Source organism: Sphingomonas kaistensis, assembly GCF_011927725.1.
Classification (GTDB): domain Bacteria; phylum Pseudomonadota; class Alphaproteobacteria; order Sphingomonadales; family Sphingomonadaceae; genus Sphingomicrobium; species Sphingomicrobium kaistense.
In genome coordinates, this window is record NZ_JAATJC010000001.1 from 1,544,289 (window position 1) to 1,557,465 (window position 13,177).

13 protein-coding genes are annotated in these 13,177 nt (G+C 62.3%); 12 read left to right on the forward strand and 1 reads right to left on the reverse strand.

All coding sequences use genetic code 11. The annotated features are described in order from the left end of the window. The first annotated feature begins 4 nt into the window (after positions 1-4). From GGQ97_RS07725 to GGQ97_RS07775, 11 genes are all read left to right on the forward strand, one after another. Positions 5-820 (forward strand): transglutaminase-like domain-containing protein, encoded by an 816-nt coding sequence (locus GGQ97_RS07725; RefSeq protein ID WP_168068478.1) that lies wholly within the window; start codon positions 5-7, stop codon positions 818-820. Beyond that, positions 813-2,807 carry a M3 family metallopeptidase gene (locus GGQ97_RS07730; RefSeq protein ID WP_168068480.1) on the forward strand — a complete coding sequence of 665 codons (1,995 nt, stop codon included), beginning with the start codon at positions 813-815 and terminating at the stop codon, positions 2,805-2,807. The genes GGQ97_RS07725 and GGQ97_RS07730 overlap by 8 nt, the downstream gene beginning before the upstream one ends. 2 nt (positions 2,808-2,809) lie before the next feature. Continuing rightward, positions 2,810-4,285 carry a circularly permuted type 2 ATP-grasp protein gene (locus GGQ97_RS07735; RefSeq protein WP_168068482.1) on the forward strand — a complete coding sequence of 492 codons (1,476 nt, stop codon included), beginning with the start codon at positions 2,810-2,812 and terminating at the stop codon, positions 4,283-4,285. Beyond that, positions 4,263-5,204, forward strand: coding sequence for an alpha-E domain-containing protein (locus tag GGQ97_RS07740; RefSeq protein ID WP_168068484.1), 942 nt, complete (start codon positions 4,263-4,265; stop codon positions 5,202-5,204). The genes GGQ97_RS07735 and GGQ97_RS07740 overlap by 23 nt, the downstream gene beginning before the upstream one ends. Next, on the forward strand, positions 5,204-6,073 hold the full coding sequence (locus tag GGQ97_RS07745; RefSeq protein WP_168068486.1) for a transglutaminase family protein: 870 nt from the start codon (positions 5,204-5,206) through the stop codon (positions 6,071-6,073). Before GGQ97_RS07740 ends, GGQ97_RS07745 begins: the two co-directional genes overlap by 1 nt. Before the next feature lie 337 nt (positions 6,074-6,410). Continuing rightward, entirely contained in the window at positions 6,411-7,658 is a 1,248-nt protein-coding gene (locus GGQ97_RS07750; RefSeq protein ID WP_168068488.1) for a tyrosine-type recombinase/integrase, read from the forward strand. A gap of 100 nt (positions 7,659-7,758) precedes the next feature. Further along, the gene (locus tag GGQ97_RS07755) at positions 7,759-8,742 is read left to right on the forward strand and encodes a hypothetical protein (protein WP_168068490.1); all 984 of its coding nucleotides are present in this window, start codon (positions 7,759-7,761) and stop codon (positions 8,740-8,742) included. Positions 8,743-8,890: 148 nt separating this feature from the next. After that, entirely contained in the window at positions 8,891-9,136 is a 246-nt protein-coding gene (locus GGQ97_RS07760; RefSeq protein WP_168068492.1) for a DNA-binding protein, read from the forward strand. Positions 9,137-9,205: 69 nt separating this feature from the next. Continuing rightward, entirely contained in the window at positions 9,206-9,661 is a 456-nt protein-coding gene (locus tag GGQ97_RS07765) for a hypothetical protein (RefSeq protein WP_168068494.1), read from the forward strand. A gap of 10 nt (positions 9,662-9,671) precedes the next feature. After that, complete coding sequence (locus GGQ97_RS07770) at positions 9,672-10,424, forward strand: P-loop NTPase family protein (protein WP_168068496.1); 753 nt, start codon at positions 9,672-9,674, stop codon at positions 10,422-10,424. A gap of 2 nt (positions 10,425-10,426) precedes the next feature. Beyond that, on the forward strand, positions 10,427-11,137 hold the full coding sequence (locus GGQ97_RS07775) for a hypothetical protein (protein WP_168068498.1): 711 nt from the start codon (positions 10,427-10,429) through the stop codon (positions 11,135-11,137). A gap of 53 nt (positions 11,138-11,190) precedes the next feature. Here GGQ97_RS07775 and GGQ97_RS07780 read toward each other — a convergent pair whose 3' ends face one another. Then, entirely contained in the window at positions 11,191-11,499 is a 309-nt protein-coding gene (locus GGQ97_RS07780) for a hypothetical protein (protein WP_168068500.1), read from the reverse strand. Between GGQ97_RS07780 and GGQ97_RS07785 the strand changes: the two genes are divergently transcribed. Then, positions 11,492-13,057 (forward strand): relaxase/mobilization nuclease domain-containing protein, encoded by a 1,566-nt coding sequence (locus GGQ97_RS07785; RefSeq protein WP_168068502.1) that lies wholly within the window; start codon positions 11,492-11,494, stop codon positions 13,055-13,057. The two genes, GGQ97_RS07780 and GGQ97_RS07785, sit on opposite strands and share 8 nt — an antisense overlap. Positions 13,058-13,177: the final 120 nt, after the last annotated feature.

Here is a 13,177-nt window from a genome sequence, read left to right on the forward strand (position 1 = left end):
CTGAATGTTGATTCGCGCCGGCTACGATATCCGTTTCACCTGCCGCCAGCCGACGCCGATGATGGCCCTGCTCGGGGTCCATGAATCGCGGCACCAGGACCTGCGCACCAAGCCAAGGCTGGCAAGCGACCCGGCGATCCCGATGCACGACTACAGGGACGGGTTCGGCAACGTCGCGACCCGCTTCGTCCTTCCCGAGGGCGAAACCCTGCTGTCCAATACCTTCGTCATCGAGGACAGCGGCGAGCCGGATCGCGTTTCGCCCGGCGCCATCCAGCATCCGGTCGAGGAGCTGCCCGACGACGTCCTCGTCTACCTGCTGGGCAGCCGATATTGCGAGACCGATCGCCTGTCGGACACCGCCTGGGGGCTGTTCGGCCATGTCGAGCCGGGCTGGACCCGGCTGCAGGCGATCCTCGACTTCACGCATCGCCAGATCGAGTTCGGCTACCAGCATGCGCGTTCGACCAAGACCGCCTGGGACGCGCACCAGGAACGGCGGGGCGTGTGCCGCGACTATGCCCATCTCGCGATCGCGCTGTGCCGCTGCATGAACATCCCGGCGCGCTATTGCACCGGCTTCCTGGGCGAGATCGGCGTACCCAAGGCCGACGCGCCGATGGATTTCTCGGCCTGGTTCGAAGCCTATCTGGGCGGCGAATGGCACACGGTCGATGCCCGTCACAACTTCCCGCGGATCGGCCGAATCCTGATGGCACGCGGACGCGACGCCACCGATTGCGCGCTGACCACCGCCTTCGGCTCGGCGATCCTGACCGGGTTCGACGTCCACACCGACCTGGTCGACAGCATTGACTAATCCCCTGCTCGAGCAATGGGCCGGGCCGGCGGGGTCGCCCGACTTCGCGGCCTTTCGTGCCGAGCATTTCCTCCCTGCGATCGAGACGGGCATTGGGCTGAGCCGCGCTGAGATCGCCGCGATCACCGACAATGCCGCCGTCCCCGATTTCGACAACACCGTCGCCGCGCTGGAGCGGTCGGGCGCGGTATTGGCACGGGTCCGCCGGGTGTTCTGGATGCTCGCCTCGGCCCAGGCGGACGAGGGCATTCACGCGATCGAGGCCGAGGTGTCGGCGCGGTTGACGGTATGGGGAACCGAGGTCAGCCAGAACGCCGCCCTGTTCGCCCGGGTCGCCGCGGTGTGGCAGATCCGCGGCAACCTGCCCGCCGAACAGGCGCGCCTGGTCGACAACAGCTACAAGGGCTTCCTCGCCGGCGGTGCGGCGCTCGACCCCGCGGCCAAGCGCCGGCTGGCCGAGATCAGCGAGCGGCTCGGCGCGCTCGGAGTGACGTTCGGCCAGAATGTCCTTGCCGCGACCAATGCCACCGAGATCATCGTCGACGAGGCCGATGCCGGAGGGATTCCGGACGACCTGCGCGCCGGTGCTCTCGCGGCTGCAGCGAAGAAGGGCCTCAAGGGCCAGCTCCTGTTCGGGCTCGACCGTGGCACTTACGAAGGGCTGCTGACCTTCGCCGATGCGCGATCGGTTCGCGAGCGGGTGTGGCGCGCCTTCACCGGGCGCTGCCAGTCGGAGCCCCACGACAATTATCCGATCATCGCCGAGATCGTCGCGCTTCGCGACGAAAAGGCGCGGCTGCTCGGCTATGCGACCTATGCCGACTTCGCGCTGGAGGACGCGATGGCGAAGACGCCTGCGGCCGCGGAAGGACTGATGGACCGGGTCTGGCGGCCCGGGCTCCTTCAAGCCGAAAAGGAAGCAGCGGCGCTTCAGCAGATCATCGATCGCGACGGCGGCGGCTTCACCCTCGCGGCATGGGACTGGCGCTATTTCTCCGACCGGGTACGGCGCGAACGTTATGCATACGATGCGGGCGCCATCCGCTCGCATCTGTCGCTGGGCAAGGTCCGCGCGGCAGCCTTTGCCGCTGCCGGACGCCTCTACGGGCTGCATTTCACCCGCCGGCCCGACGTGCCCGTCTATCATCCCGACGTCTGTGCCTGGTCGGTCGACAATGACGACGGCACGCCGCTGGGCCTGCTCTTCACCGATTATCTCGCGCGTCCTGAAAAGCATGGCGGGGCGTGGATGGGCAGCTTGCGGGTGCAGGAAAAGATCGACGCGCCGGTCCGCCCGATCGTCTACACGGTCGCCAACTTCACCCGCGCCGAGCGGGAAGACGATGCGCTGCTGTCGCTCGACGAGGCGCGCACCCTGTTCCACGAATTCGGCCACGCGCTGCACGCCCTGCTGTCGGACGTCACCTATCCGAGCCTTGCCGGGACGGCGGTCGCGCGTGACTTCGTCGAGTTTCCGAGCAAGCTGATGGAGCATTGGGTGGCCTCGCCCGAGGCGTTGCGCGGTTTCGGCATCCCCGCCGATCTCGCCGATGCCGTCGCCCGCGCCGAAACCTTTGGACAGGGGTTCGCAACGGTTGAATTCCTCGCTTCGGCGATCGTGGACCTGAAGCTCCACGTCGCCCAGCCGCCGCCGACCGACATCGCGGCGTTCGAGCGCGACACGCTGGCCGCGCTCGCCATCCCCGAGGCGATCGGGATGCGCCACCGGCTGGCCTATTTCACCCATGTCTTCGACGGCGGCTATGCCAGCGCTTATTACAGCTACCTGTGGGCCGAAGTGCTCGACGCCGACGTGTTCGAGGCGTTCACCGCGACGGGCAACCTGTTCGACCGCGAGCTTGCCGACCGCCTTCGGCGCGAGGTCTTGGCGCAGGGCGATGCGCGCGACCCGATGCAGTCATTCACCGCCTTCCGCGGACGTGAGCCCGATGAAGCCGCGCTGCTGCGCGCGCGGTGCCTGGCCTGACCATGGCCGCGCGCAAGGCCTTTGACGAACTGTGGGGGCAGGGCTCCGGCGAGACCGCTCGCCCGGGCTTCGAGCAACTGGGCGACTGGCTTCAGAACACCCCCGTCGCCGAACTGGCGCGGCGGCAGGCTACGGCCGAAGCCGCGTTCCGAAGCCTTGGCATCACGTTCAGCGTCTATGGCGACGAACAGGCGGGCGAGCGGATCATCCCGTTCGACATCATCCCGCGGTTGTTCACCGCCGCCGAATGGGACAAATTGTCGCTCGGGCTCGAACAACGCGTCCGCGCGCTCAACGCGTTCGTCGCCGATGTCTACGGCCCGCGCCACATCCTCAAGGACAAAGTCGTTCCCGAGGATGTCATCCTCGGCAACCCGCAATTCTGCATCCCCGCCAACGGCGCCGTGCCCCCGCACGGGATCTACACCCATATCTGCGGGATCGACATCGTCCGCACCGGTGCCGACGACTTCTTCGTCCTGGAGGACAATGCGCGGACGCCGTCGGGCGTGTCCTACATGCTCGAAAACCGCGAAGCGATGCTGCGGCTCTGCCCCGAGCTGTTCGCTCAGCTCGCTGTGAAGCCGATCGACACCTATCCCGACCTGTTGCGCGACATGCTCTATTCGGTCGCTCCGCGCGGGTCGCAGGAGCCGGTCTGCGTGCTGCTGACGCCGGGCCACTACAACAGCGCCTTTTACGAACACAGCTTCCTTGCCGACAGCATGGGGATCGAGCTGGTCGAGGGCCGCGACCTCGAGGTTGCGGACGACATGGTCTACATGCGCACCATCGAAGGGCCGGTGCGGGTCGACGTCATCTACCGCCGGATCGACGACGCCTTCCTCGATCCGTTGGTGTTCAATCCGAACAGTGGGCTTGGCGTGCCCGGACTGATGGCCGCCTATCGCGCGGGCAATGTGACCATCGTCAACGCGCCCGGCACCGGGATCGCCGACGACAAGGCGGTCTACAGCTTCATGCCCGAGATAGTCCGTTACTACATGGGCGAGGAGGCACGGCTGCCCAATGTCGAGACGTTCCGCTGCCGCGATCCCGAGGCGCTACGCTACACGCTCGATCATCTCGAGCAACTGGTAGTGAAGCTGGTCGACGGCTCGGGCGGCTACGGGATGCTGGTCGGCCCGACCGCGTCCAAGCAGGAGATCGCCGACTTCCGGGCCGCGCTGATCGCCGAGCCGCAGCGCTACATCGCCCAGCCGACCCTAGCGCTGTCGACCGTCCCGACTCTGACCGATGCCGGGGTCGCCCCGCGCCACGTCGATTTCCGCCCGTTCATCCTGAGCGGCGCCGAGCGGGTCACCATCGTGCCCGGTGGCCTGACCCGCGTCGCGTTGGAAAAGGGCTCGCTGGTGGTCAACTCGAGCCAGGGCGGCGGCACCAAGGACAGCCTGATCATCGCCGCACCCGACAAAGCGGACAAGGAGGAGCAGCATGCTCTCCCGTACAGCCGCTAACCTTTATTGGATCGGGCGCTACATGGAGCGCGCCGAGTTCACGACCCGGCTGATCGAGGCGACCTTGCGCCTGTCGTCGCTGTCCTATGGCGCCGATGCCGCCAGCGCGACGTGGGAAAGCGCCCTTGCGGTGGTCGGACGCGGGCCCGCGCCCGGCGAAACCGCGTCGCCGGGCGCGACGACGTTCAATGTCTGCCGGACGCTTGCCCTCGACCTCGACAATCCCAATTCGATCCGCGCCTGCCTGTCCCGCGCCCGCGATAATGCGCGCTCGGCCCGCAATGCGCTGTCATCGGAAGTGTGGCAGGCGATCAACCGCGCCTGGCTCGATGTCGGGGACCGCACCAGTCCCGGCGGTATCCAGAACACGCTTGCCTTGGTCGATACGCTCAAGGCGAACAGCCGCGGGTTCGAAGGCGCGCTTGCACGCATGCTGCGCCACGAGGGCTTCTGGTTCATGCGCCTCGGCTCGGCGGTCGAGCGCGGGGACAACAGCGCACGCCTGCTCGACGTCAAATATTACCTCCTGCTGCCCAAAGGCCAGAAGGTCGGCGGCGTGCTCGACCACGACCAGTGGACCGCGATCCTGCAGACGGTGTCGGCCCGCAACGCTTACCGGCTCTTCTATCACGACACCCCCAAGCCGTGGCTGGTCGCCGACCTGCTGCTGTTCCGCAGCGAATTGCCGCGCTCGATCGTCGGTTCCTCGGCCGAGGTGGTCGACCTGCTGGCCGAGATCGGCGGGCGCACCGGACGGCAGGGAGAAGCCGACCGGCTTGCGCGCCTGCGCCATTCGCGCCTTGCCGAAACCAACATCGACGAGGTGTTCCGCAGCGGCCTGCACGAATTCCTCAAGGATAGCATTGCTGAGAATGCGCAGATCGACACCGCCATCTCGCATCAGTTCCGCTTCCCCTGATGCGCCTGACGATCAACCATCGCACGCGCTATCGCTTCTCCCGGCCGCTGACCAATGCGGTGCAGATATTGCGCCTGACCCCCCTCAGCTGCCTCAATCAGACCGTCCTCGACTGGCGCATCGACGTCGATTGCGACGCCCGCCTGCGCGAATCCCGCGACGGCTACGGAAATTGCGTCACCGCCCTGTACGTCGACGATCCCGTCACCAGCCTGACGATCACCGCCAATGGCGAGGTCGTCACCGATGATCGCGCGGGCGTGGTGTCGGGGCTTCCGAGCGACTTGCCGCCGGGGGTGTTCCTTCGTCCGACAGCGCTGACCACCCCCGACGAAGCGCTGCGCGATTTCGCGGCGGAGATCGCGGCCAGAGTGCCCAATCCGCTTGCTCGCCTCCATACGCTCAGCGCCAGCCTGTCCGAGCGGATGCAATTCGAAATCGACACCTCGATCGTCTCGACCACCGCCGCGGACGCGTTCGAGGCCGGGCGCGGGGTGTGCCAGGATTATGCTCACATCTTCATCGCCGCTGCGCGCGAGGGCAACATCCCCGCCCGTTACGTGTCGGGCCATCTGTATCGGCGCGACGGAGCGGGGGATCAGCCGGCCAGCCACGCCTGGACCGAAGCCTGGGTCGATGACCTGGGCTGGGTCGCCTTCGACCCGACTAACGGCATTTGCGCCGACGACGCTTATGTGCGGGTCGCTTCCGGACTCGACTTCACCGATGTGTCTCCGATCGTCGGCGCTCGGCGCGGCGGCGGCGAGGAGCAGATGACGGTCGAGGTCCGCGTCACCAATGCGGCGCGCCGGCGACAGTCACAACGGCAGGGATCGCGCGGTTCCTGGCAAGAGCAGTCGCAAGGCTGACCTTTCTTCCCGTCCGGCAGGCCGGGGCCCCAGCGTCCGTCAGCGCTCCACGAAGGCATATTTTTGCTGGCCATCCGGCGCGGTGACGAGATCGCCTCGTTAGCGCGGACCTGAGAAGCTCGTCGGCAACCACGCAGACGAATTGATGGTGACCCCTACGGGACTCGAACCCGTGTTTTCGCCGTGAGAGGGCGAAATCCCAGACGTCTATGGACAAGGGCGGACGCGTATGGATTACCGAAAAACCGGGAAAAACTTATGGACTCATGCCGATGCCGGCTGCTAATCTCAGTAACAGATATAACCGAAGTATTACCGAAGTTTGGAGCTTTGAGGTATGGGGCGTGCCGTCCGCGATCACCGGCTCGAGAGCCGCAGCGCTCGACTGAAGCTGCCGTCACGTAACGAGCCTCACTGGCGCCTCATCAGCGAAGGCTTTCACATCGGCTACTTCAAGGGAAAGCGTCTGGGTAAGTGGGTATGCCGCTATCGCGCTCCAGGATCGAGCGGCTCCTATGTCAAATCCACTCTCGGCGAAGCGGACGACATTTCGGACGCGAACGGGTCCACTATCCTCTCCTTTGCTCAAGCACAGGAGGCAGCTCGCGAATGGCTCGCTTACCAAGATACCGATGAGGCTAAGGCTGGGCCGCTTACCGTCGGGCAGATTCTCGATGATTACCTGAAGGGATTCACTGGAAAGGGCATTGTCGACACTCGGTCGCGGGTAGAGGCGATCATTCGCCCTCACTTCGGTGAGCTCGACGTTCGAGATCTTACAACAAAGTTGATCCGTGACTGGCACGAAGCTCGTGCCAGGACGCCTGCCAAACTCCGCACGGGGAAGAATGCAAAGCAAGCAAACACGAGACCGGCGAACGATGCCGAGGCGATACGGAAGCGGCGCTCGACGGCGAACCGAGACCTGACTGTACTCAAAGCAGCGCTCAACCGAGCCGCTGACGATAACGAGTGGATGCGCCGAGACGTGTGGGGGAATGTAAAGCCTTTCCCGAGTGTCGATGTAGCGCGCCGACGCTTTCTGTCCGGAGAGGAGTTCACCCGCATCGTTACCGCGACGGACGAGGAGTTCCGTCCCATGGTTGCGGCGTCTCTGCTTACTGGCGGTCGGTATAGCGAACTGCGGCACACGAAAGTTCGAGACTATGACCGGGAGTCCGCGACTTTATGGTTGGCTGAGACAAAGGATGCCGCGAACCCCCGCGCGGCTTATTTGGACGCGGAAGGTGTAGCGCTGCTCGAGGAGATGATCGCCGGAAAGGATTTCGACGATCTCATCTTTCAGCGTCCGGACGGAGGTCAATGGATGCCTTCCCAACAGGGCCGGTTTGTGGCTCGAGCATACAAGGCTGCGAAGCTTCAAAAGCTTACTTATCATGACCTACGTCGCAGTTACGGAGCACGCCTGGCACGGCAAGGAGTACCCCTTGGGATCATCGCTGAGGCTCTGGGGCACAAGGATGAACGGATCACACGCAAACATTATGCTCACCTCGTACCGTCCCATGTTTCGGAGACGGTGCGTAAGGCAATTAGTGGCCTTGGGGTGATCGCTTCCAGCTAGCGTGAAGAGACGCATGGCGCCACGCTTCAACTAAGAATCGTTGATTGGACCCCCTTTGACTGAAATAGCTCCCGATGCAGTCGGACCAACGCTTACATGGGTGCGGGAGCTTGAGAGAGCAGTCCATTCGCAGCTTGGGTCAGGCATTGCGGTCAGCGAGCACGAGCTTGCAGAGGGTCTCGCACCGCTTCGGACGAGCGATGAGAAAACCCACGCTCTACTCGATGAGCTTTGGGGTATCTTCCGTCTCTACCAAGCCGCGAAGATCACCCATGAAGTGAAAGAGAAAAGGTTTGAGAACCGTCTTCATGATGCTCGAGAGAGCTGCGAGACCCTTCTGGAGTCTCTGGGCTTCCACGAAGACGAGGCGGTAGATCAGTCGATTGTGAGACTGCACAGTCTTGGGATGGTCCGCAATATCCCAGATCCGTGCGAAGCGGTCGCAAAGTTCGATCGGCATCTGGAATGGCTAAGCGAGCTCGAAGCAAGACTCGACCCGAACTCTAGGCCGGCCAATATCGAACTGACGCATGATGCCATTGAGGAATGGTCAGGCACGGCGTGGCAGAGCGCCAAAGGTATCTTGGAAGCTCTGGGCTACGATCCTGAAAAGACTTACCACAAATACGATGAGCGTTTGAGCCTCCTTGGTGTCGATGGCAGCCTATCGTCGTATCCGAACCAAGAGCTATCGTCCCCCGGCTATCTCCGCTGGATCTCGGATCTCTTGGTTCGTTTAAGACGCGCCGCCAGAGTTCAGGCAAGACAACAAGAAAACCTAACTGGCCGGAAGGATCATCAACGGTTCCTTCGGGGACGCCTGGCAGAGTGCTACAAAAAGTTTTGGTACGATCCGAGCTTCAGCATCTCTAAAGACGGCCAAGTGAGCTTAACGCCAGCGTTCCTAACCTTTGCTTTGGCGGTATTTGGATGCTTCACTGCAAAGCCGACCAATCGTAACAGTCTCAAGGCCGCCTATCTGAGCGACAGGGGACATAAATCATCGTCTCTTTTCAGTGCGCCGAGCAAGACGCTGGATCAACTCCGCGCGGAGGTGCGGAAGCGGCTCACACCATCGGCGTGAGATCCGGCTAACTTTAAGCCGCCTGCATATATTAACGGCCGTTTACCAAAAGGTCGTAGATAAGACTCTCAAGAATCATGGCCGCATGTCTTCATTACTTCGGAATTTAGTGGCTTAATGCTTACAGCAGAAAGTCGCGGAGGAAGTCATGAAGAAGAAGTTTGAGAATCCTGTCGTTGAGGATCGCCTCGATCCTTTGGCAATGACTGTCGAGCAGGCCGCGCGGGCAGCGAATACCTCTCGCAGTGAGTTGTACAACGTTCTTGGCCGGGGCCTCGAAGGGGGTCTTGAGGGAAAGAAGCTCGGTCGTCGGACTTTGATCCTGACTGAGGACCTTCGCCGCTACCTGCGCTCGCTTCCGAGCTACCGCAGCTCGAAGGCGCAGATGGACTAGCGCTCGGCCAAACCTCTCGGCGCGTTTCTTCGCGTCCTGCCCTTGCAACACGAACTTGCGAGATTCCTCATGGAAAAGAACGAATACCTCAAGATCGGCTTGGGGATCGGTGAGAAGATGCTCGCCGAAATGGCTGCTAAGCCGAAGGACGAAGATAAGCTCTCGGACGTGATTGTCGGCATCATTGCGGTGATGAAACCGCACGGGGTGCGGGTCACCGTGGCTCTTCTGCAGGCCTCTTCATACGTCGCAGAGTACATGCTGGCCGAACAGATCGACATCGAGAAGCTGAGGCCTGCCGCAGCGATCGCTAACAGAAAGTGGCGGGAAGCTGAGGAGAGGGAAGAGACCATCGTTCTGCCGAAGCGCCGTTACAAGCGCAACAAAACTAAGAACGCCGCTGACAAAGATGGCGCACAGTCGGATGCGCCCGCAACTGAGCTGAACCAGTCGTTGGTGGCGGTAGCTGCCATCCAGCCCGACGACGAAAACTTCGTCATCGATGTGCCCGCTAGCCTGCTCTGAGGAAAACACCATGAAGATCAAGGACTGGCCCCGCGGATTTGGCTTGCCGCGCTACCCGAAACTTATCCTCAGCGATGGCGAGAAAGGCGGCGTTGGAAAGTCGTTCGCCAAGCGCGCTCTTACCCATACGATGCTCGCCCGGGGGCTCGAATTGGTGGGCTTCGACGCCGACACTCGAAATTCGCACCTCGCCCGGTTCTATGGTGAGACCATAACGGTGAACCGCATTTACCTGCGTGACCGCAAGGGCTGGGACGGGTTGATCGACGTGCTCGGAAAACTCGACGAGTACACCGACGTGGTGATCGACCTCCCCGCCAACATGGGAGAAATCCTGGCGAAGGAGGCGCCGAGGCTGCTGATGGCATGTGAGCGAAAGCGCCGTTCGGTGCATCGTATGTGGGTCATGGGCAGCGAGTACGACTCAGTTGCCCAGCTCTCAGCTTCCAAAAACGTCTTCCCGCTCGAGCGCACCTTCGTGGTCAAGAACGGGCTCTACGGCAATGACGAGGATTTTCAGACCTGGCAGGGCTCGAACATCCAGAAGGAGCTGCACAATGCGCAGCCTGCCGAGGAAAAGGACTGCGAGATCCTCCTTCCGGCGATGGCTCCCAGCCTCCGCGGCCGCATCAGCTCTGCACGGTGCTCCTTCTCCCATGCTGCCAAGCTGCCTTTGACACTCAGCGAGCAGATCGATCTGCAGCTGTGGCTCGCGTCGACTGAGGCTGCATTTGAGCCCATCCTCGAGCAGCTTGGTCTTTGATTATGACCAGCGTCACCACACTCGAGCTGCTCGAGCGCAGGCTCAGGAACACGCATCGTGATCCTGCTGCCCGGCTGCTCCAGGACCTGCACGATCTGCCGGAAGATCTTCGCCGTAGCGTCTCCGTGCAGCTCGATGCTGCTATTCGTGTCGCTGGCGAGGAGCGCCTCCAGCGACAGTTCGACGCTGCCATCGCTCAGGTAGAAAGCAAAGCCACTGACGTCGTGGTTCGCATCGGGGATGCTGCCGCAGTTTGGGCCGGCCAAGAGCATCTTAAGATCGTCAACTCTCTCATCAAGGAGACGATTAAGACAATGCCAGTGCATGTCGAGGCGCGCCGTCGCGCCTATTGGGAGCTGGGAATCGGTGGGCTGCTGATCTTTGTGTTGGCTGCGCTCACCGTCATCGGCGCGCAGAAGCTAGGGGTCATTCCTCATCCTGCACTGACAGACGAGCAGAGCCAGCAGTGGCAGCTGGGAGCCAAGATCGACAGCTCAGGCCACCGTGCAGCGGTCAGTTGGGCCATCGACGCAATCGATACGGACGAGAAGCTGCTTGAGGCTCAGGCGGCGGTCGCCGCCGCAGACAAGGGCAAGAGTGCCCGCAGCGAGCTACGTGATCTGAAAGCCTGTCGCTACCCCGGCATGGTGCTTGTTCAATCGTCCAGCCACGGCTGGGTGTGCTGGTTTCCGTACCGACCGGGCAACGAATGACCTCCATCTCCGAACGATGACGTTAGGAGCCAAGCGTGACTAAACGATCCGGATCAAATCAGCGTCGCCTTACGCGCACCGTCTCTTCCCGCTGGGACGAAACGCATTACGATCGGCTGCTGGATCTGGCCGATGCCAATGGGAAGTCGATTGGCGCTATGCTGCGCTGGTTGGTGAACCGAGCCGACGCGAAGCTCCCGCGAACCAAAGAGCTCAGCCGAGAGCTCCTGCAGATCCGTATTGCCCTGAACGGGCTCGCTCAAATGGTAGAAACGCTGGATCGTGCTGTCGCTGATGATCTCCGTGCGACTATGCGGGAGATCGAGATTGCTCTCAGCAAATTGAAGTAGGGCCATGATCATCAAGCTGATCCAAGGGCAGGACTTCAGCGGTCTTGAGCACTACCTGACACACAAGCGCGAGCACGAGATCATCGGTCATCGCGGAGTCTCGAGCCCCGAAGCTGCTGCGGAGGAGATGAATCTCGTCGCCGCGGAGCGGCCCGATGTCAAAGTTCCCGCGCTGCATGTCATCTTTGCGGCCTCACCGAGCGACTGGGCAAAGATGTGCCCCGCTCTATGGAGTGAGCTGACTAGCGCATTCGAGGCGGAGTTCAGCCTAGGTGAGCACCAGAAGCTGGAGGTGGAGCATCCTCACCCGGACAAGCAGACCAACGGACCTCACCGCCATAGTGCCTACAATAAGGTTCATCCGTTCACATTTGCACTTCCCGCGAAGGGCAGGGAGGGGCGCTCATCCTGGGACACGGCTGCATCCCACCGCGCTTGGAAAGTAGCAGACATCTTCGCGGAGCGTCACGGGCTCACTCGGGTAGCTGATCCTACGAAGGTCGATGCGGGGGGGCGCATTCCAAACTGGATGATCAAGCGCGAGCAGCAGGACGGCATCGTTCCGGTCGCAGTTAGGGCTGAGAAGATTCGCAATGCGCTCAGCAAGCCAGACTGGTCCTCCCGACTGACCTCGCTTGCTGAGCTGGGTTTGAAGATCGCGCCGACGTTTCCGCGGGGTGTTTCGCAAGAGGACGGCAACGCAATCGCCGGCATTCGCATCGTGGACGCAGCAAACAGCCACAACTTCGTGAAAGCTTCGGCTTTCGGTCGGGAGTTCAGTTACGAGGCGCTCGAGCGGAGCCGCGCGCCCGGTTCTCCCGAGCTTTCTAAAGTGCTCGGCAACGAGGATGTGGGGCAGGCCAGTGAGCGCGCGAGTTTGGCGCGCCCATTCGACGTGCATTCACTTTACCATTTGGAGTTCGAGAAAGAGTTGAAGACGTGGCGCCGCGAGAGGGGCAAGGTGAACCGTCAACGCGAGAAGATGTTAGCGCGGCACAAGGGGGAGCGGAGCGAGCTAACCCAGAAGCTTTCATCGGAACGGCTGGAAGTGCTGAAGGGAACGCCCCTGGCCCTTCACCCTGCTGCGCGCGAAATGTTCAATCGCATGCAGGCTGAGCCCCGCAGGTCTGCCCTCAGCGACAAGCAAGCTGGAGAGCTGCGAGGCTTGCGAAACGCAAGAAAACCGGTCTGGTCAGAGTGGCTGGAGTCGAAGGCAGCCTCAGGCGACACGAAGGCCGCCGAACTGCTCCGCAACATGTCATCCAAGTACCGCAATGTGCGTTTGAAGGCCGAACAGGCCTCACCCGTCGCTCCGAGCAAAGCTACAGAGCATTGCGAAGCAGACGGATCGGCAAAATCCGTCAACGAAGCTCCTCACGAGGCTTCAGCCGAGCGGGAAGTCGAACTCCGTCCGGATCTCGCCAACCATTTGAGTTCTGCTGCGGATCCTTCACTCGGTGCCGCCGCCGTGCCGCCTCTAGGTCCACCCGATATCGACGAGGACTTCCTTCGACTGCAAGCCATGGATCAGTTCCGAAAGGGGGGCTCCAGAACGAATAGTCTCGCGTAGTTGCTTCTACCGAGTAGCTCGAAGAAGGCACTGGAGAGACGCCGGCGAAGACGCCGGTCGAAGGAGGGAGGAGAGGTTGGCTCCGCCGGAATAAGGAAACTTACCGCAGTCCAAAGGCCG

Bases quoted from the DNA above. Each gene is read 5' to 3' on its own strand.
- GGQ97_RS07765 (WP_168068494.1), top strand. From the start codon at position 9,206: ATGGAAAAGAACGAATACCTCAAGATCGGCTTGGGGATCGGTGAGAAG.
- GGQ97_RS07785 (WP_168068502.1), top strand. From the start codon at position 11,492: ATGATCATCAAGCTGATCCAAGGGCAGGACTTCAGCGGTCTTGAGCAC.
- GGQ97_RS07780 (WP_168068500.1), bottom strand. From the start codon at position 11,499: ATGATCATGGCCCTACTTCAATTTGCTGAGAGCAATCTCGATCTCCCG.
- GGQ97_RS07775 (WP_168068498.1), top strand. From the start codon at position 10,427: ATGACCAGCGTCACCACACTCGAGCTGCTCGAGCGCAGGCTCAGGAAC.
- GGQ97_RS07750 (WP_168068488.1), top strand. From the start codon at position 6,411: ATGGGGCGTGCCGTCCGCGATCACCGGCTCGAGAGCCGCAGCGCTCGA.
- GGQ97_RS07735 (WP_168068482.1), top strand. From the start codon at position 2,810: ATGGCCGCGCGCAAGGCCTTTGACGAACTGTGGGGGCAGGGCTCCGGC.
- GGQ97_RS07760 (WP_168068492.1), top strand. From the start codon at position 8,891: ATGAAGAAGAAGTTTGAGAATCCTGTCGTTGAGGATCGCCTCGATCCT.
- GGQ97_RS07770 (WP_168068496.1), top strand. From the start codon at position 9,672: ATGAAGATCAAGGACTGGCCCCGCGGATTTGGCTTGCCGCGCTACCCG.
- GGQ97_RS07740 (WP_168068484.1), top strand. From the start codon at position 4,263: ATGCTCTCCCGTACAGCCGCTAACCTTTATTGGATCGGGCGCTACATG.
- GGQ97_RS07725 (WP_168068478.1), top strand. From the start codon at position 5: ATGTTGATTCGCGCCGGCTACGATATCCGTTTCACCTGCCGCCAGCCG.
- GGQ97_RS07745 (WP_168068486.1), top strand. From the start codon at position 5,204: ATGCGCCTGACGATCAACCATCGCACGCGCTATCGCTTCTCCCGGCCG.